This window comes from Shimia marina (genome assembly GCF_001458175.1).
Lineage (GTDB): Bacteria > Pseudomonadota > Alphaproteobacteria > Rhodobacterales > Rhodobacteraceae > Shimia > Shimia marina.
Window position 1 is genome coordinate 110,438 of sequence record NZ_CYPW01000032.1, and the last position, 17,202, is coordinate 127,639.

A 17,202-nucleotide genomic window follows, 5' to 3' on the forward strand; every position below is an offset into this window, starting at 1 on the left:
GCGTTGTTTCACTATGGCGCGTGGCTCTTCTGTGTTAATATATCTCTATTTTAATGGAGATGTTTTTATGTTGGTTACTTTTAAAGACCTCGTGTCTGCCGGTTCTCTATGTTTGTCCGTTGTGGCGCTTTATTTTTCCACACAGGCCAAAGAGCAAGCACAGCAACTGGATGAGAGAATCTTTCACGCTGAAACCGTTCACGAACTTCTAAAAGAAGTGCATACCAATACAACGCATGCCAAGAATGCAGAGGAGTTGATGGCCAGCTGCCTCTATGCAGGCACATTGGTGCGCGCTGAGCAGTTGGTTGTACAGGACGCTAAAGATCGTCTTGTTAGCGTGTTGTTTCAGGATCAGGTTGATCGCGGATTATTGCCGCAGAACTGTGTTTTTAAAACCTTCGAAGAACTTGATATCGAAGGGGCTGCACCCCCAGAAGATGCCGTGATGGAGTTTTCTTTGGGCGACGATTTGATCCCAATTGGCAAGTATCACGCGCTGATTGCATCTTATGTACCCACTAAAGAGAATTGCAGCCATGCGAAGTCGGATGTGGCAGAGTTTGCAGAGCTTCTTAGAAATGCTGGCCTGTCGGGATACAGTATCTATGTTGCTCGAACCACAAAATCAGATAGCTTCGCTGTGACAGTAGATGCGGGGGACGATCTTGGCCTAGCCCGGAGCATTTCGACTAAAATCAAAGAGGTCTCAGTAGACAGTGTAGATGAGCGTACGGGGTACGATTCCTTTGTGGGTGTCAACTCTGATTGGTTCATAGACCCGGAATGCACCTTCAGCGAGAAACTCTAGGCTTTGCTTTTACCTGTCTCACTGGATTGTGACGCGGCTGTTTTCTCTGAGCTGTCTAGGATGGGGCAGGCAGGAGGTGTGCAGATGCGCGGTTTATGGATTTTGGGGATACTGCTGTTGGCGGTGCCAGCATGGGCGCAGGATTGGAAGGCGCAGTCTGGGGATCAGAGCTTTGACAAAGCGGCGCTGGAGGCGCGGCTGTCTGGGCAGCGGTTGGTGTTTTTTGACGACGGGCAATCTGTCTATGAGGCCAATGGCCAGTATCAATACACCTATGGCGGCGGTGGCACCTGGTATGGGCATTGGCAGGTGGGGGCGGACAGTGTGGTCTGTGTGACCTTTGTCACCGGGGTAGAGCGCTGTGACCGGATTGTGGAAAACGCTGGACGGCTGGTGGTGCAGACCGCCGATGGGCAGCGGTTTCCTGTCAGGGAGGTGGCGGCGCAGTCGTAAGCCGCGCCGCCAGATGCGGTGCTCCAGATTGGAGGTCAGAGCGCGTTGAGCAGCGCGGCTGTCGGCCAGGCATCTGCTGGCAGGCCAAGGCGCTTTTGTTCAGCCTGCACCGCACGGCGGGTCAGCTTGCCAAGGATGCCATCGACCTTGCCCACATCGTGGCCGCGTGCTTTGAGTTTCTTCTGCAGCGTTTTCATCTGAGTGCCTGTGAGACCGGGATCAGGGTTTCCCGCGTCATAGCGGGCTGCGCCCTCCAGACGGGTGGCGAAATAGGCGGCGGTGGTCACGTAGACGAAGCTTTTGTTCCACTCAAAATAAACGCTGTAGTTGGGGTAGGCGAGAAAGGCAGGCCCTTTGCGCCCTTGTGGCAACAGCAGGGAAGCGGGCAGGTTGGCGAATTGGCCTTCCCGTGGTTTGACGCCCATTTTGGCCCACTGCTGCGCCGGCAATGTGGTGTCCAGCCCGGATTTGGACCAATCCAGATCGCGGGGCACGGTGACCTCCTGCAGCCAGGGTTCGCCCGCGCGCCAGCCGAGGTGAGAGAGCATTTTGCCCCCAGACATCAGCGCATCCTGTGCGGAGGTTTTCAGGCGCACCTTGCCATCGCCATCGCCATCCACACCGTTTTCGATAATATCGGCAGGCAGCATCTGGACCATGCCGATTTCCCCGGCCCAGGCCCCGGTGGTTTTTGTGGGGCTGAAATCGCCACGTGTGTAAAGCTCCAGCGCGGCAAAGACCTGTGGTCGGAAGAGCTCGGGGCGGCGACAATCATGGGCCAATGTCACCAGAGAGTTCAGCGTGTTGAAATCCCCCTGAAAGGCGCCGTAGTCAGTTTCAAAGGCCCAGAAGGCCAGCAGCACGCCACGCGAGACGCCATACTGGCGCTCAATCCGGTCAAAGGTGGCGTCATATTGTTTGGATTTTTTGCGCCCCACATCAATGCGGTTCTGGCTGATCAGGCGCTGGGAGAAATCCAGAAACGGCATCTGGAACACGCCCTGAGAGCGGTCGGCCTTCAGGGTTTTGGGATCTTGGCGTGCGCTGGCAAAGAAACGGTCCACTGTGGATTTGTCATAGCCTTTGGCACGGGCCTCCTGCTTCAGGCCGCTGACAAAACTGCTAAAGGAGCCGCCGCATTGCGCATAGGCGGAGCTGGCGGTGGCCGCAGACAGAACAAGCGCGGCGAGCGCGGGCAAAAGACGCATGAAAATCCCTCGTGGTCAGAAACTGTCTCAGACATAGACAGAGCCTGACCACGGGGCAAGCGCCCAGCAGCTAAGATCAGAACAGTGCGAACAGGAAGACCACCGCCAATGCGCCGCCCCAGCTCAGCCAAAGCGCGCGGCAGCAGGCCTCAACAGCGTCTGCGCTGAGGGTTTTGCGCCCCATCGGGTTCACATATGGGAACTCCTGCAATCTGCCGTCATAGGAGCGCGGCCCGGCCAGAGCCACGTTGAGCGCGCGGGCCATGGCGGCCTCAGGCCAGCCCGCGTTTGGGGAGCGGTGTAGTTTGGCATCTTCCCGAATTGCCTGCCAGTGGGAGAGCCCAAAATGGGTCAACGCAATCAGCCCGGCGGTGAGACGCGCGGGCACCCAGTTGAGCAGGTCATCCAGCCGCGCCGCCGCCCAGCCGAAATCTTCATGGCGTGGCGTGCGATAGCCGATCATGCTGTCAGCGGTGTTCACCACCTTATAGATCAGCAGGCCGGGCAGCCCCCCGATGAGAAACCAGAACGCTGGGGCAATCACCCCGTCACTGAGGTTTTCAGCACCAGATTCGATTGCGGAGCGGGCCACGGCGCTTTGATCCATGGTGGCGGTATCGCGGCTGACAATGCGCGCGACCATGCGACGCCCTTCGCCGAGCGACAGGCGCAGCCCATCTCCCACGGCGCGCACGTGGTCCACCAAGGATCGCTGCGCCAGCAGGATCGCCGCGATCACCATCTGTGGCAGCCAGCCAAAGAGCGCGATGATTTTGCCCAGAAAGAACGCCGCCGTGATCAGCGCCAAAACCAAGGCCACGCCTTTGGCCTGCCGTGCCATGCCGCTGTTGAAGCGGGTATCGGCCCAGCCAATGGCCCGCCCCATCAACACGGCCGGATGTGGCAGCCGATCCCAAAGCCAGCGGGGTTCGCCAAAGGCGGCGTCCAGCAACAGCGCGCCGACCAAGATTGCTGCAGTGCTCATAATGCGGCCTCCAATTGTGCCCAGCGGTCTGCGGCGGGCAGGCCCAGCCGCAGGAAGGATTTTGAATAGGGGAAAATGCGGGACCAGACGTGGCTTTGTGCCAGGCGCTCCTGCCAGAGGGCGGCATCTGCCACCTCATAGAGACGGAAAAGATCAGTGCCACCTGCCAGCGTGGCCCCTTGGGCGCAGATCATCTCATCCAGCCGCGTTGCATCCTGAGCCAGTCGTGCGCGGGTCTCTGCGGCCCAGTCGGGATCTGACAGCGCCGCTGTGCCCAGATGCAGTGCGGGGCCGGACACGGCCCAAGGCCCCATGAAATCTGCCAGTTGCGTAATCAGCGCGGGATCACCAATGGCAAAACCCAGCCGGGCACCGGCAAGGCCCCAGAATTTGCCAAAGCTCTTGAGAATGATCCGACCGGGCTTGGCCGCTTCTGCGATCATGCTGCGTTCGGGTGCAATGTCACAGAAGCTCTCGTCGATCACCATCAGGGGTGCGGTCAGGTCGGCGGTGCTCCAGAAATGGCCTGTTGGGTTGTTGGGATGCACCAACACCCGCGCATCAGGCGCGTTTTCTGCAAAGCGCCAGCTCTGTGCGGCAAAGGCGGCTGCGTGTTCGTTATAGGTGGGGGTGGGGATGTCCACCTGGCCAGTTGCGGCCAATGCAGGAATACGTGCAATCAGCGCAGAGGCACCGGGGGCGGCCAGAATGGCAGCCGTGTCAGGCACGTTCCAGAACTGGCGCGCGGCGCGCAGCAGCGCCTCCTGCGCGGTTTTGTCCGGCAGGGCCGTCCAGGCATCCGCGGGAAAGGCGGTGACCGGATAGGGCGTTGGGTTGATGCCTGTGGACAGATCCAGCCAGCCCGCACGGGTACCACCCCATCGGGCAATGGCCGCATCAATGCCGCCGCCATGATCGCGGGGCGTCTTCTGATTTTGGGTCTGCCTGTTGGTCATTGCGCTTTGCTCCCTCCTGCAAGGCGCGCCTAGCGCATCTCTTTGGCCCTGCGCAAGCTTTCTTACCTGCGCAGGCCATTGGGTCCGCGCCTAAAGAGGCTCACGCCCATGGGGGGCGTCATAGTCGAGGATCGGATTGATGGGCACGATCGCGTGCGGATTGATGCTCGCATGGCTGCGGTGATAATGCCCGACGATATGGGGCATGTTCACCGTCTCTGCCACGCCGGGCACCTGATAGAGCTCGCGTGTGTAGGCCCAGAGATTGGGGTAATCCACCAGCCGCTTGCGGTTACATTTGAAGTGCAGGTGATAGACCGGATCAAAGCGGATCAGCGTGGTGAACAGACGCCAATCTGCTTCGGTGATGTGATCCCCCATCAGATAGCGCTGGTTGCTCAGACGCGCCTCCAGCCACTCCAATGTGTCAAACAGCGGATACACTGCCGCATCATAGGCCGCCTGCGTGGTGGCAAAGCCGCTTTTGTAGACCCCGTTGTTGACCGTATCATAAATACGTTGATTGACCTCTTCGATCTCTGCCCGCTCCGCTTCTGGCCAGAAATCAAGATGGTTGCCGGTCAGACCATCAAAGGCGCTGTTGAACATGCGGATGATTTCGGAGCTCTCATTGCTCACGATGGTTTCGCGTTCTTTGTCCCAGAGGACCGGCACGGTGACACGGCCTGAATAGGCGGGGTCCGCCTTTGTGTAGAGACTATGGGCAAAAGGCAGCCCATAGAGCGTGTCGCCGGTGGCACCGTCTTCATCTCTCTCGAATGTCCAGCCTTCAGTCAGCATATCCGGATGCACAGCAGAGACAGAGATATGCGCCTCAAGCCCTTTGAGGGCGCGAAAGATCAGGGTGCGATGGGCCCAGGGACAGGCATAAGAGACGTAAAGGTGATAGCGGCCACTGTCGGGGGTGAAGCCGCCAACGCCGCTGGCACCCGCGCGGCCATCTGGGGTGATCCAGTTGCGAAACTGAGCCTGTGAGCGCACGAATTTCCCCCCGGTGCTTTTGGTGTCATACCATTTGTCTGTCCATTTTCCGTCCACCAGCAGCCCCATGAGATAGTCCTTTCTGTGTTGCGCATCAGTGTTTGAGTGACATCTAGGTGTCACGGTCCTCTGTCAAAACAGCGATAGGCGCGCGATGGCTGCGCGTTTTTGCACAGAGGGTTTGTGATGAAGGGGTTTGTCGCGAGATTTTTGGAAGCAGAGTTTGCAGCGGTAGAGGCGGTGTATCTGTGGGGCTGAAGCCTCACTTCGCAGGCATTTACCGAATCTTCGCTTGACCCGGGGCACCATCACAACAACGATCAAGCCCGCCTATGGAGACGCCCATGTCCACGTATTTTTCTGCCGAAGTGCAGGCCGGCATCGATGCCGCACGCAAGAAAGCTCAGAAACAACGCCATCGCCTGCGGGTGGAGGCTGATGGACAGAGTGTGCGTGTGCTGCGCTTTCTGGAGGATGGCTTCACGCTGGATGCACAAACCGCGCCGCAGCTGCGCGGCTTGGTGAACCTCTATGATGGCAGCAAACATCTTTATCAGTGTCTGGTCATCGCGACCGATGAGGAAGATGGCGAAATGCACTATGAGTTCAAGCGGTTCACCCCCGCGTCAGATCAGGCGCCGGTGGATTTTTATCGCGGTGAAACTGTCCCGGCCGGATTGCTGGACCGTCCCAACTGATCTCGACACTAGGATGTGGCGCTTTGCAGAGGTCTTGCGCCTCAGGCTCAGCGCAGCTGAGCTACGCCCAACGGGGCGGGCCCATCTTGGATGGGCCCAAAGCGGCGGGAGCGCCGCCGCTCTGATAGGTCCAAACGTTTGGGGCTAGAACGCTTACTGCAGATCGGCGAAGGCCGCGCGCAGGCGCTGAGCCGCTTCTTCCACCCTTGCCCGTGGCGTGGCAATGTTGAACCGGAGATAGCTCTCGCCGCCTTTGCCAAAAGTGGTGCCGTGGTTGACGCAGATGCGAGCGTCTTTCTCCACCCGGCGGGTGAATTCTGCGCGCTCCATGCCGGTGCCGCCGAAATCCACCCAGCTCAGATAGGTCGCTTCCAGTGGCATGGAGGCCACGCCGGGGATGTCGGCAATCGCCGCATCCAGTATCTTGCGGTTGGTGTCGAGATAGCTGATCAGCCCATCCACCCAGGCCGCACCCTCCGGCGAATAGGCTGCCTCCGCCATGAACAGGCCAAAGCTGTTGGGAGAAATGCCAAGCGCAGCCATGCGCGCGGCAAATTTTGACCGCAACGCCGGGTCTGGAATGATCACATTGCCTGAATGGCTGCCTGCAATGTTGAAGGTCTTTGTGGTGGCCGTCATCATCACCAGACGGTCCAGAATACTCGGATCCACATTGGTCATCGGGATATGTGTGTTGCCCGCATAGACCAGATCATGGTGGATCTCGTCTGACACCAGAATCAGGTCATGGCGTTTGCAGAAATCCGCCACGCCCTGAAGCTCTTCGCGGGTCCAGACGCGCCCCCCCGGATTGTGCGGGGAGCAGAGGATGAACATGGTCTCATGCCCTTTCATCTGCGCATCCCAAGCGTCAAAATCCATCTCATAGCGCCCATTGGTCAAGGCCAGAGGGCATTCGATCACCTCACGGCCCGCCGCCTCAATCACGCGGGCAAAGGCGTGATAGACCGGCGTGGTCAGGACCACGCCCTCGCCGGGTTTTGTGAAACTGTCCACGCAAAGCCCGGTGCCGTTGACCAGACCATGGGTGGTGAAAATCGACGCGGGATCCACCTCCCAGTTGTGGCGGGTTTTCATCCACCAGCAGATCGCCGCGCGATAGGCGCTCTCATCGCCATAATAGCCATAGACCCCCTGCGCCTGCATTTTGCCAATGGAATCGCTCACACATTGGGGAGGGCGGAAATCCATATCCGCCACCCACATCGCGATTCCGTCATCGGCAGGCACGCCATAAAGCTGCTCCATCATGTCCCATTTCACGGAATGGGTGCCAAAACGGTCGATGATTTCATCAAAATTCATGGGGGGCGTCCTTTGTTAACATCGCAAGCCACGCTAGCGATTTGCGTCCCATGTGCAACCCTGCCCATGGCCTGTTGCGCAAGCCCGTTGCGTGTAAGGCCCGACTGCCCTAGATGAAGGCCATGATCAAACCAATTCTCATCCACCCCGACCCGCGTCTGAAGAAAATCTGCGCCTCCGTGCCTGATCTCAATGATGATCTGCGCAGGCTGGCCGACGACATGCTTGAAACCATGTATGACGCGCCGGGCATCGGTCTGGCGGCACCTCAGGTGGGTGTGCTGGAGCGGTTGATCGTGATGGATTGCGTCAAAGAGGGTACGCCAGAGCCCATGGTGATGTTCAACCCCGAAGTGCTGTCCAGCTCCGAGGATCTCAACGTCTATGAAGAAGGCTGCCTCTCCATTCCTGAGCAGTTTGCCGAGGTCACCCGCCCGGCAGAGGTGCGCGTGGGCTGGATTGATCAGGATGGCAACCCGCAGGAGCGCGATTTTGATGGGCTCTGGGCGACCTGCGTGCAGCATGAAATTGACCATCTCAATGGCAAACTCTTCATCGACTATCTTGGCCCGATGAAGCGCCAGATGATCACCCGCAAGAGCCAGAAAATGAAGCGTGAGCTGGCGCGCGGATGAGTGTTCTTCCGCTGGTCTTCTATCCAGATGCGCGCCTGTCTGAGGTTTGCGCGCCTGTGAACGACGAAGACCTGCGCCGCCTGATTGCCGATATGTTTGACACCATGTATGCCGCCCCGGGCCGTGGCCTCGCCGGGCCGCAAGTCGGGGTCATGAAACGGCTCTTTGTGATGGATTGCACATGGAAAGAGGGCACGCGCACCCCCATGGCTTTTCTCAATCCTGAAATCATCACGCAGAGCGAGACCGTGGAGAGCCTTGAGGAAGGCTGCCTCTCGATCCCCAACCTGATGGTGCCGGTTATTCGCCCCACAGGGATCACAGTGCGGTGGACAGATGAGCTTGGCCGCGCGCATGAGCGTGATTTTGACAGCTTTGAAGCCCGCTGCATTCAACATGAAATGGACCATCTCGCCGGTCGCGTGACGCTGGATCACCTATCCGAAACCGCCCGCACCGAGATTTTGCAAGGATATACCAGCCCATGACCGTTCGCCCCTGCCTGCCATGGCCAGACAAACGCCTGCGCACTGTTTCCGACCCTGTGGCAGAGATCACCGATGAGGTCCGCCAAGTCTGGGATGATCTGATCGACACCATGTATGCCATGCCCGGTGTGGGCATGGGGGCAAACCAGATCGGTGTGCTCAAGCGCCTGATCGTGGTGGATGCCACCGAAGAGGGCAATCAGGCCATCCGCATGGCCAACCCCGAAATTCTGCATGCCTCCGTGCAGCCGCGTGAGCATGAAGAGGCCAGCCCGAACCTCGTGGGAGTGTCCGCCAAAATCTCCCGCCCGCGCGCCGTGACCGTGCGCTATATGGATGAGCATGGCGCGACCATGGAAAAGGATTTTGTCGGTCTCTGGGCCACTTCCGTGCAGCACCAGATCGACCACATCAACGGCAAGATGTACTTTGACCACCTCAGCAAGACCAAACGGTCCATGCTGATCAAAAAGGCGCAGAAACAGCGCTAAACTGGGACACAATGGCGAAGCCTGCCTGGGCTGGCACGACTGCGCCTGCCAATGGGGCAGGCAGGCGCAGTCCGGCGGTGCCGGGCAAGAGGGAGTAAGACAAGATGCGCATTCTTTTCATGGGCACCCCGGAGTTTTCCGTTTCCGTTCTCGACGCTCTGGTAGAGGCAGGCCATGAAATTGCCGCCGTGTTCTGCCAACCCCCACGCCCCGCAGGCCGTGGCAAGAAAGACCGTCCAACCCCGGTGCACGCCCGTGCACTAGAACTGGGTCTTGAAGTGCATCACCCCACCAGCCTGCGCAGCGATGAGGTGCAGCAAACCATCCGCGACCTCAAAGCAGATGTGGGGGTTGTTGTGGCCTATGGGCTGCTTCTGCCGCAAGCGGTGCTTGATGCGCCGACACAGGGCTGTCTTAACATCCACGCGAGCCTGCTGCCGCGCTGGCGTGGGGCTGCGCCGATCCATCGCGCCATCATGGCCGGGGATGCAGAGACTGGCGTCTGCATCATGCAGATGGATGCGGGGCTCGATACGGGCCCTGTGCGCCTGCGCCGCGAAATCGCCATCGGTGCGGAAGAAACCACCGCGCAGCTGCATGACCGGCTTGCGGTCTTGGGGGCGACAGCCATTGTCGACACATTGGCCGCGCTGGTGGATTTGCCCGCAAAACCACAGCCTGACGACGGCGTGACCTATGCTGAAAAGATCGACAAATCAGAGGCCCGCATCGATTGGACCGCGCCCGCTGCCGAGGTGGATCGCAAAATCCGCGGTCTGTCGCCGTTTCCCGGCGCATGGACTGAAATTGACGGACAGCGGGTGAAACTCCTCGCTTCTCGCATTGCCGAAGGGCAGGGGCAGGCTGGCACCTTGCTTGATGAGACGTCAATCACCGTCGCCTGTGGTGAAGGGGCCGTGCAGCTTCTGCGCTTGCAACGTGCGGGCAAAGGCGCGCAGGATGCGGATATCTTTCTGCGGGGCTTCCCGCTCACCAAAGGTCAGCAATTCTAAGGGCGCGCGATGTTCTTTGCCTTTTTTGGAACCATGATTATCGCCGGGATCATCGGCTACGCCTCAGAGCGCAGCGGATTCACGCACAATGGCTTTATCCCGTCGATCATCATCTGTGTCGGCGGCGCATTCCTGTTTTTCATGGTCAGCCGCATGTTCCACATCGGCTTTGGCAGCCCCGGCATGAACGCCATCGTCGCCTCCATCGGCGCGCTGATCATCGTGCCGACGCATTACCGCAAATAGCGCTGTCTGCCTTTTAACGGCTTACTTTTTGAACGGGGCCATGCCTTCGCGCGCCAGCTCATCGGCGCGCTCGTTCTCCGGGTGTCCGGCGTGGCCTTTGACCCATTCCCATGTCACCGTGTGGCGCGCCTGCGCTGCATCCAGCCGTTGCCACAGCTCGACGTTTTTCACAGGCTTTTTGGCTGAGGTTTTCCAGCCGTTTTTCTTCCAGCCAAAAATCCAGCCGGTTACACCGTTTTTGACATAGGTGCTATCGGTCACAACGGTGATGGTGCTGGCCCGTTCCAGCGTCTCAAGCGCCATGATCGCGGCCATCAGTTCCATCTTGTTGTTGGTGGTTTCCGGTGCGCCGCCAGACAGATCCCGTGATTTGATCACGGTGTCGCCATCCTTGGCCTGCAGCAACACACCCCAGCCCCCCGGACCCGGGTTTCCAGAACATGCGCCATCGGTATATGCAATCAAATCAGCCATGGGCGGTCAGTATGACAAATGTGTCGTCACTGCCAGCCAATCCTTTGCCGTTGCCGCGCCTTTTTCGGATGACGGTAAAGCCCGCGGCTTCCAGCAGGTCGATCAATTCGGCCTCTCCATAATAGCTGTAAAACCGGCCCAGACCATCCCGCGCCTCCGCCGCACCAAGCTTCATGCCGATGTGAAACGCGCCGCCGGGTCTGAGTGCGCGATGTATCCGCGCCAGATGGGTGGGGAAATCCGCGCGTGGCGCGTGCAGCAGACTGAAATTGGCCCAGATCCCATCATATCTGGCCTCTGCTGTCAGATCCTCAAACACTCCCACTGTCACGTTGAGATCAAACCGCTTTTTGGCCAGCGCCGCCATTTCCAGGGAGGCATCCATAGCTTCGACCTGATAGCCTGCTTCCCGAATTTTGGCGGCCCATTGCCCGGGGCCACAGCCCAGATCCAGCACCAGTCCATTGTCAGGCAAAAGCTCAAACAGCGCTTTCAGATCGCTGAACTGATCAATGTCGCCCTCTGCCACTTTCCCAAAGCGTGCGGCATAATCCTCGGCGGCCTTGGCATAGACCTCCAGTGTCTCTTTATCGCTCATACCCGCTCCATCGCCAGCCGCCCCGCCAGCGCCACAAAAATCGCCGCAAAACTGCGGTTCAGCCAGGTCATCACGCGCTCACTGCTCAAAAGCACATCCCGCGCTTTGGCGGCAAACAGCCCATAGAGCACAAAAACGCCAAAGGTCATCACCATGAACACCCCGCCGAGCAGGGCCATCTCGGCGGTGGCACTTTCTGGTACACCGCTCAAAAACGGGGGCAGCAGTGCGAGGAAAAATACCGAGAGTTTCGGATTGAGGATGTTGATGAGCGCCCCGCGCCGCGCGATCACGGTGCCCTTTTGCACCTTGCGTTCGGCACGCAGGCTTAAGGCACCGTCACTGCGCAGGGCCTGCCATGCCAAATAAAGGAGGTAGCTCACCCCTGCAAACTTCACGACATTGAAGAGCACAGCAGAGGTGTGCAGCACCGCCGCCAGACCCAATGTCGCGGCCAGCAGGTGAGGTAAAATTCCAAAGCTGCATCCCAGCGCCGCCCAAAGCGCAGCGCGTGGCCCTTGGCCTAACCCCATTGCCAAAGTGTAAATCACCCCTGTGCCGGGCGCGATGATCACAACAAAAGCGGTGAGTAGAAAATGAATTGATATCATTTGTTTAACCCATAGTTTTGTGGCTCACATCACCACCCCGATACCCAGACATAAGATCACAACGCTGGTCAGAAACACGCGCAGCTGCATCCACCAGGGGGGTGTGAGGCCCCATTTGAAGAAACAGTAGTCCAGCAATAGCAGGCCAATGAAGCCAGAAATCAGATTGCTGGCCGCGCCTGTGGGGCCGCCGCCCGTCATGAAGAAGGCCCAGAGCGCAGGAATTACAGAGAGCGCATAGCACAGGGTCGCCTGCCTGCCGTCCGCCTTGGTGGCAAACCCCCAGAGCACGCCAGACATAAAGCTCAAGATAACCGAGCCATAAAACAGCTGAATATAGGGCCCGACAAACCTTGGTCCCAAAACTTCGGTGCCCCAAAGCGCAAGTGTGTCGTTCAGGTAGGTCAGTGCGCCCCAGACAAAGGGAATGAGCCCAGCTGCGCCCAATATGAGGGCGGCGGTAGGAATGGTGATCTTCTGATGCGTCATGGCCGCTGTCTCCTGGGTCTGTTCTGTCGCTTTTCCTACCCGGGGACTTCATTTGACTTAAAAATCCTGGGGGAGTCGCACCTGTGCGACGGGGGCTGGCCCCCGCCTTTGCGCCCTCAGGGGTAGAGGTTTCACATCGCTGCGTCCAGTGCTTGACCTTCCAGCAGGGGAGGCTGCTAGCGAGTGGAAAACAGGATGGAAATCATGATGAAACACTTGCATGCCTCCGTGCTCAAGCGCACGGGAATGATCCTTGGCCTTGTCTTGATGGGCGGCGCTGTCTGGCAGTTTGGTCTGCGTCCTTCCAATGCAGAAGCGGCGCAAGTTGTGCTGCCCTATGACAAGGCGGAAAATGTGGCCCGTGGCGCAGAACTTTATGCGGAGAATTGCGCGGTCTGTCACGGGGCAAAGCTTGAAGGTGCACCCAATTGGCGCCAGCGTGACGCTGATGGCCTGCTGCCTGCGCCGCCGCATGACGCCAGCGGCCATACCTGGCATCATCCCGACGCCATATTGTTTGCCATCACAAAATTTGGCACCGAACAGGTGGTAGGGCAGGGGTATCAAAGCAATATGCCCGGATTTGGTGATGGCCTCAGTGATCAGGATATTCTTGATGTTCTGGGATATATCAAAAGCACGTGGCCCAGTCGTGTCATCGACACGCACAATCAGATCAACGGCTCCTGAAAACCGCTCGTTTCTTGCTGCGCGCGCTGCAGTGCGGGACGCCGCCCAATCAGTTGCGCGAATGCTGGCGTAAACAAACAAAAAGCCGGGGTGCTTGTGCATCCCGGCTTCTGCCACTCAATGATGATCCATCCCCAGGATCAGTCGTCTGCCAGTTCCGCTTCGCGGCTGTGTTCAGGCATTGGATCGCGCGGCGGGCGGCCGATCACTTCACGCAGCCCGTCTAGCTCGATGAAGTTGTCCGCCTGACGGCGCAGTTCGTCGCTGATCATCGGGGGCTGGCTGCGGATCGTGGAGACCACGGAGACACGCACGCCCTGACGTTGCAGGCTTTCCACCAGCGGTCTGAAATCTCCATCCCCAGAGAACAGAACGATGTGGTCCACATGTGGCGCCAGTTCCATTGCATTCACAGCCAGCTCAATGTCCATGTTCCCCTTGACCTTACGGCGCCCCTGAGCATCGGTGTACTCTTTCGCCGCTTTGGTCACCATGGTGAAGCCGTTGTAATGCAACCAATCGACCAGTGGTCGGATTGGCGAATATTCGTCATTTTCCAGTAGCGCTGTGTAGTAGAATGCTCTCAGCAGCTTGCCGCGACGCATGAATTCCTGCCGCAGAAGCTTGTAGTCGATATCGAATCCGAGCGACTTTGCGGCCGCGTATAGATTCGAACCGTCTATGAACAGCGCAAGCCGTTCGTCTTTGTAAAACATCAAAATGTCCTTTCTAAGCCTGCCCCGTCTGGAATGTCCCGTGAGTGTAATTTGAGTGGACGAAGCAGTGTCGCTAAAATAATCATATTTTTCGCGCTCGCAAGCGCTGCGAAGAATTCTTGCAGTAACGCACCTCATTTCACGGAGAAGAAAGTGCCTAATTTCGGTCTATTGGCTCTTGGTGGTAATTTGCCTTCTGAATTTGGTTTTCCCGACCAAACCATTGCACGCGCAATTATGCAATTGAATTGTAATGGTATTCATCTTCGCGCAATTAGCCGATTCTTTCAAACACCTTGTTTCCCGGCAGGAGCAGGGCCCGATTATGTGAACGCCGCAATCACAATTGAGAGCGATTTGATGCCGGAAAATTTACTGGCGCGCCTGCATGAAATCGAAGCCTCTTTTGGTCGTGAGCGCACATTACGTTGGGGCACTCGACCTTTGGACATTGACCTGATCGCCTACGGAGATCTGGTGCGCCCAGATCTTGAAACGCACACCGCTTGGCGCGACTTGCCTTTGGAAGAACAGGTGAAATCAACGCCGCAGGAGCTGATTCTTCCCCATCCGCGCATGCAGGAGCGGGCCTTTGTTCTGGCCCCTCTGATGGATGTAGCTGCGACGTGGCGTCACCCGGTTTTGGGGGGCACGGTTGCAGAATTCTATGCACAATTGCCGCAAAGCGCGCGGGATGAAGTGCGACCGCTGTGAATCTTGCTTGTCAAGGGGTGCAATCCCGCGTAGATACACGACTTCCGACCAGATCCATAACGAATGGAGTGCCCGATGGCCCGCGTGACCGTTGAAGACTGCGTAGACAAAGTCCCCAACCGCTTTGAGCTGGTGATGCTTGCGTCCCACCGTGCCCGTGAGGTGTCCGCTGGCGCCGCCATCACTCTGGATCGTGACAACGACAAGAACCCTGTGGTGGCCCTGCGTGAAATCGCAGAAGAAACCCAGACCGCTGACGAGCTGCGCGAGCGTCTGATCGAGGCCAACCAGAGCCAGATTGAAGTCGATGAGCCTGAAGAAGACCGTATGGCACTCCTGATGGGTGCTGAGGCGGATGCCCCCGCTGAGGATGACATGTCCGAAGAGAAGCTCCTGCGGGCTCTGATGGAAGCGCAAGGACAGGGCTAAGCCCTACGGAACTATAGGTGGGCGCCAATGATACCTGCTGATGACCTTATCAATCTCATTCGCGCCTACAATCCGAAGACAAACGCTGATCTGATTCTCGCGGCCTATGAATTTGGCCGCGACATGCACGACGGGCAGTTTCGCCATTCCGGTGAGCCCTATTTTTCCCATCCCATCGAAGTTGCCTGGATCATGGCGGAGCAGCATCTGGATGATGCCTCCATCATCACGGCGCTTTTGCATGACACCATCGAAGACACCAAAGCTTCCTACGATCTGGTTGCAGAGACCTTTGGCGGCGAGGTGGCCGGGCTTGTGGATGGTGTCACCAAGTTGACCAATCTGCAGCTGTCCTCCTCTGAGACGAAACAGGCTGAAAACTTCCGCAAGCTGTTCATGGCCATGTCCAAAGACCTGCGGGTGATTTTGGTGAAGCTGGCCGACCGTCTGCACAATATGCGCACGATCAAGGCGATGCGCCCGTCAAAACAGGCGCAAAAAGCGCGTGAAACCATGGATATCTATGCGCCGCTGGCCGGACGCATGGGGATGCAGTGGATGCGCGACGAGCTCGAAGATCTTGCGTTCAAGGTGCTCAATCCAGAAGGCCGTGCGTCGATCATGCGCCGCTTTATCACCCTGCAGAAGGAAACTGGTGATGTGATTGAACGCATCACCAATGACATGGTGCAGGAACTGGCTGATCATTACGTGCCAGGGGACGTGGTGGGGCGTGCGAAGAAGCCCTATTCGATCTGGCGTAAGATGCAGGCGAAGGATCAGGGATTTTCGCGTCTGTCCGACATTTACGGCTTCCGTATCATCACCGATTCTGAGGACAGCTGTTATCGGGCGCTTGGGGTGATTCACCAACGCTGGCGGGCGGTGCCGGGCCGGTTCAAGGATTATATCAGCCAGCCCAAATCCAACGGATATCGCTCTATTCACACCACCGTGTCAGGCCGCAATGGCCGCCGGGTGGAAGTGCAGATCCGCACCCATCAGATGCATGATGTGGCCGAAACCGGCGTGGCGGCGCATTGGTCCTACAAGGATGGCTCGCGCGGCGAAAACCCCTTTGCGGTGGATCCGGTAAAATGGATCTCCGGCCTCACAGAACAGTTTGATGCCGAAGAAGATCATGAGGATTTCCTCGAAGCTGTGAAGCTTGAGATGTATTCTGATCATGTCTTCTGTTTCACGCCCAAAGGCGAGGTGGTGCAGCTGCCGCGGGGTGCAACACCGATCGATTTTGCCTATGCGATTCACACCCGTATCGGCCATGCCTGTGTTGGGGCCAAGGTGGATCATCGTCGTGTGCCGCTTTGGACACGCATCAAAAATGGCCAATCGGTGGAGATCATCACCGCCGAAGGTCAGATGCCGCAGGCCACATGGTTGGATATCGCAAAGACCGGCAAGGCCCGCACGGCGATTCGCCGGGCCCTGCGTGAGCTGGATCGGGAACGTTATGTGAAGCTGGGTGCAGAGCTGGCACGCTCCGCTTTTGAACATGTCGGCAAAAAGGCCACCGACAAAGTGCTCGATCTGGCTGCCAAACACCTACGTCTGAAAGAGCGTGATGAGCTCTTGGCCCGACTTGGCTCTGCTGAGTTGACAGCCCATGAGATGTTGCAGGCCGTTTACCCGGATCTGGCACCAGAAAAGACCGACGAGGTTGCGGCAGAGCGCGCGGTGATCGGCCTGTCTGATGATCAGAGCTTTCAGCGTGCCCCCTGCTGTCAGCCACTGCCCGGCGAACGGATTGTCGGGATCACCTATCGTGGGCAGGGTGTTGTGGTGCATGCCATCAACTGCGACAGTTTGTCCAACTATGAAGACCAGCCAGACCGCTGGCTCGACCTGCATTGGCATGCAGGCAAGCACAAACCGATCTATACGGTGCAATTGCTGGTCACCATCGGCAATGACGCTGGGGTGCTGGGGCGTATTTGCACATTGATTGGCGAGAATAAGGCCAATATCTCTGACCTCGAGTTCGTGGACCGGAAACCGGATTTTTACCGCCTTCTGATCAGTGTGGACCTCGGCGACGCCGAACACCTGCACAAGCTGATGCTGGCTTTGGAAGCGGAAACTGACGTGGCCGAGATCGAACGCTATCGAAATCCTGACAGGGCCCGCGACGCGCTGGCACCCTGACACAGC

At 58.2% G+C, this 17,202-nt stretch carries 22 protein-coding genes; 12 read left to right on the forward strand and 10 right to left on the reverse strand.

Features of this window, described 5'->3' with window-relative positions; all coding sequences use genetic code 11:
* Positions 1 to 67 precede the first annotated feature (67 nt).
* Both SHM7688_RS16755 and SHM7688_RS16760 read left to right on the forward strand, forming a co-directional pair.
* Positions 68 to 811 carry a hypothetical protein gene (locus tag SHM7688_RS16755; RefSeq protein WP_058241095.1) on the forward strand — a complete coding sequence of 248 codons (744 nt, stop codon included), beginning with the start codon at positions 68 to 70 and terminating at the stop codon, positions 809 to 811.
* A gap of 84 nt (positions 812 to 895) precedes the next feature.
* The gene (locus SHM7688_RS16760; protein WP_058241096.1) at positions 896 to 1,264 is read left to right on the forward strand and encodes a hypothetical protein; all 369 of its coding nucleotides are present in this window, start codon (positions 896 to 898) and stop codon (positions 1,262 to 1,264) included.
* A gap of 35 nt (positions 1,265 to 1,299) precedes the next feature.
* On the opposite strand, the gene SHM7688_RS16765 is transcribed toward SHM7688_RS16760, so the two are convergent.
* The 4 genes from SHM7688_RS16765 to SHM7688_RS16780 form a co-directional block, all read right to left on the reverse strand.
* Entirely contained in the window at positions 1,300 to 2,472 is a 1,173-nt protein-coding gene (locus SHM7688_RS16765) for a lytic murein transglycosylase (RefSeq protein ID WP_058241097.1), read from the reverse strand.
* Between the two features lie 76 nt (positions 2,473 to 2,548).
* A complete protein-coding gene (cbiB, locus tag SHM7688_RS16770; RefSeq protein ID WP_058241098.1) occupies positions 2,549 to 3,457 on the reverse strand; it encodes an adenosylcobinamide-phosphate synthase CbiB in 909 nt (302 codons plus the stop codon).
* Positions 3,454 to 4,413, reverse strand: a complete 960-nt coding sequence (locus SHM7688_RS16775) for a threonine-phosphate decarboxylase (RefSeq protein ID WP_058241099.1) — start codon at positions 4,411 to 4,413, stop codon at positions 3,454 to 3,456. The genes cbiB and SHM7688_RS16775 overlap by 4 nt, the downstream gene beginning before the upstream one ends.
* Positions 4,414 to 4,503: 90 nt before the next feature.
* Positions 4,504 to 5,484 (reverse strand): glutathione S-transferase family protein, encoded by a 981-nt coding sequence (locus SHM7688_RS16780; protein ID WP_058241100.1) that lies wholly within the window; start codon positions 5,482 to 5,484, stop codon positions 4,504 to 4,506.
* A gap of 275 nt (positions 5,485 to 5,759) precedes the next feature.
* On the opposite strand from SHM7688_RS16780, the gene SHM7688_RS16785 reads away from it, so the two are divergent.
* Entirely contained in the window at positions 5,760 to 6,113 is a 354-nt protein-coding gene (locus SHM7688_RS16785) for a hypothetical protein (RefSeq protein WP_058241198.1), read from the forward strand.
* A 153-nt stretch (positions 6,114 to 6,266) separates the two neighbouring features.
* On the opposite strand, the gene SHM7688_RS16790 is transcribed toward SHM7688_RS16785, so the two are convergent.
* The gene (locus SHM7688_RS16790) at positions 6,267 to 7,439 is read right to left on the reverse strand and encodes a MalY/PatB family protein (RefSeq protein WP_058241101.1); all 1,173 of its coding nucleotides are present in this window, start codon (positions 7,437 to 7,439) and stop codon (positions 6,267 to 6,269) included.
* Positions 7,440 to 7,561: 122 nt separating this feature from the next.
* Between SHM7688_RS16790 and def (SHM7688_RS16795) the strand changes: the two genes are divergently transcribed.
* From def (SHM7688_RS16795) to SHM7688_RS16815, 5 genes are all read left to right on the forward strand, one after another.
* Positions 7,562 to 8,074, forward strand: a complete 513-nt coding sequence (def, locus tag SHM7688_RS16795; protein ID WP_058241199.1) for a peptide deformylase — start codon at positions 7,562 to 7,564, stop codon at positions 8,072 to 8,074.
* Positions 8,071 to 8,562 carry a peptide deformylase gene (gene def, locus SHM7688_RS16800; RefSeq protein WP_058241102.1) on the forward strand — a complete coding sequence of 164 codons (492 nt, stop codon included), beginning with the start codon at positions 8,071 to 8,073 and terminating at the stop codon, positions 8,560 to 8,562. Before def (SHM7688_RS16795) ends, def (SHM7688_RS16800) begins: the two co-directional genes overlap by 4 nt.
* Positions 8,559 to 9,053, forward strand: coding sequence for a peptide deformylase (gene def, locus SHM7688_RS16805; RefSeq protein WP_058241103.1), 495 nt, complete (start codon positions 8,559 to 8,561; stop codon positions 9,051 to 9,053). Before def (SHM7688_RS16800) ends, def (SHM7688_RS16805) begins: the two co-directional genes overlap by 4 nt.
* A gap of 104 nt (positions 9,054 to 9,157) precedes the next feature.
* The gene (gene fmt / locus SHM7688_RS16810) at positions 9,158 to 10,066 is read left to right on the forward strand and encodes a methionyl-tRNA formyltransferase (RefSeq protein ID WP_058241104.1); all 909 of its coding nucleotides are present in this window, start codon (positions 9,158 to 9,160) and stop codon (positions 10,064 to 10,066) included.
* Between the two features lie 9 nt (positions 10,067 to 10,075).
* Entirely contained in the window at positions 10,076 to 10,312 is a 237-nt protein-coding gene (locus SHM7688_RS16815; RefSeq protein ID WP_058241105.1) for a hypothetical protein, read from the forward strand.
* 21 nt (positions 10,313 to 10,333) lie between these two features.
* Here the strand turns inward: SHM7688_RS16815 and rnhA are convergent, their stop codons facing one another.
* The 4 genes from rnhA to SHM7688_RS16835 are packed head-to-tail and all read right to left on the reverse strand — an operon-like array spanning position 10,334 to position 12,484.
* Positions 10,334 to 10,786, reverse strand: a complete 453-nt coding sequence (gene rnhA, locus SHM7688_RS16820) for a ribonuclease HI (protein ID WP_058241106.1) — start codon at positions 10,784 to 10,786, stop codon at positions 10,334 to 10,336.
* A complete protein-coding gene (locus SHM7688_RS16825) occupies positions 10,779 to 11,384 on the reverse strand; it encodes a class I SAM-dependent methyltransferase (RefSeq protein ID WP_058241107.1) in 606 nt (201 codons plus the stop codon). The genes rnhA and SHM7688_RS16825 overlap by 8 nt, the downstream gene beginning before the upstream one ends.
* Positions 11,381 to 11,995: a LysE family translocator gene (locus tag SHM7688_RS16830; protein WP_058241108.1), complete on the reverse strand. Its 615-nt coding sequence runs from the start codon at positions 11,993 to 11,995 to the stop codon at positions 11,381 to 11,383. Before SHM7688_RS16830 ends, SHM7688_RS16825 begins: the two co-directional genes overlap by 4 nt.
* A 24-nt stretch (positions 11,996 to 12,019) precedes the next feature.
* Positions 12,020 to 12,484, reverse strand: coding sequence for a DUF3429 domain-containing protein (locus tag SHM7688_RS16835; RefSeq protein ID WP_058241109.1), 465 nt, complete (start codon positions 12,482 to 12,484; stop codon positions 12,020 to 12,022).
* Positions 12,485 to 12,688: 204 nt separating this feature from the next.
* On the opposite strand from SHM7688_RS16835, the gene SHM7688_RS16840 reads away from it, so the two are divergent.
* Positions 12,689 to 13,174 (forward strand): c-type cytochrome, encoded by a 486-nt coding sequence (locus SHM7688_RS16840; RefSeq protein ID WP_223229237.1) that lies wholly within the window; start codon positions 12,689 to 12,691, stop codon positions 13,172 to 13,174.
* Positions 13,175 to 13,314: 140 nt separating this feature from the next.
* On the opposite strand, the gene SHM7688_RS16845 is transcribed toward SHM7688_RS16840, so the two are convergent.
* On the reverse strand, positions 13,315 to 13,890 hold the full coding sequence (locus SHM7688_RS16845; RefSeq protein WP_058241110.1) for a LabA-like NYN domain-containing protein: 576 nt from the start codon (positions 13,888 to 13,890) through the stop codon (positions 13,315 to 13,317).
* 51 nt (positions 13,891 to 13,941) lie between these two features.
* Here SHM7688_RS16845 and folK point away from each other — a divergent pair, with 51 nt between their 5' ends.
* From folK to SHM7688_RS16860, 3 genes are all read left to right on the forward strand, one after another.
* Positions 13,942 to 14,604 (forward strand): 2-amino-4-hydroxy-6-hydroxymethyldihydropteridine diphosphokinase, encoded by a 663-nt coding sequence (gene folK, locus SHM7688_RS16850; RefSeq protein WP_306341275.1) that lies wholly within the window; start codon positions 13,942 to 13,944, stop codon positions 14,602 to 14,604.
* A gap of 75 nt (positions 14,605 to 14,679) precedes the next feature.
* Complete coding sequence (gene rpoZ / locus SHM7688_RS16855) at positions 14,680 to 15,033, forward strand: DNA-directed RNA polymerase subunit omega (protein ID WP_058241112.1); 354 nt, start codon at positions 14,680 to 14,682, stop codon at positions 15,031 to 15,033.
* 27 nt (positions 15,034 to 15,060) lie between these two features.
* Positions 15,061 to 17,196: a RelA/SpoT family protein gene (locus tag SHM7688_RS16860; protein ID WP_058241113.1), complete on the forward strand. Its 2,136-nt coding sequence runs from the start codon at positions 15,061 to 15,063 to the stop codon at positions 17,194 to 17,196.
* Positions 17,197 to 17,202: the final 6 nt, after the last annotated feature.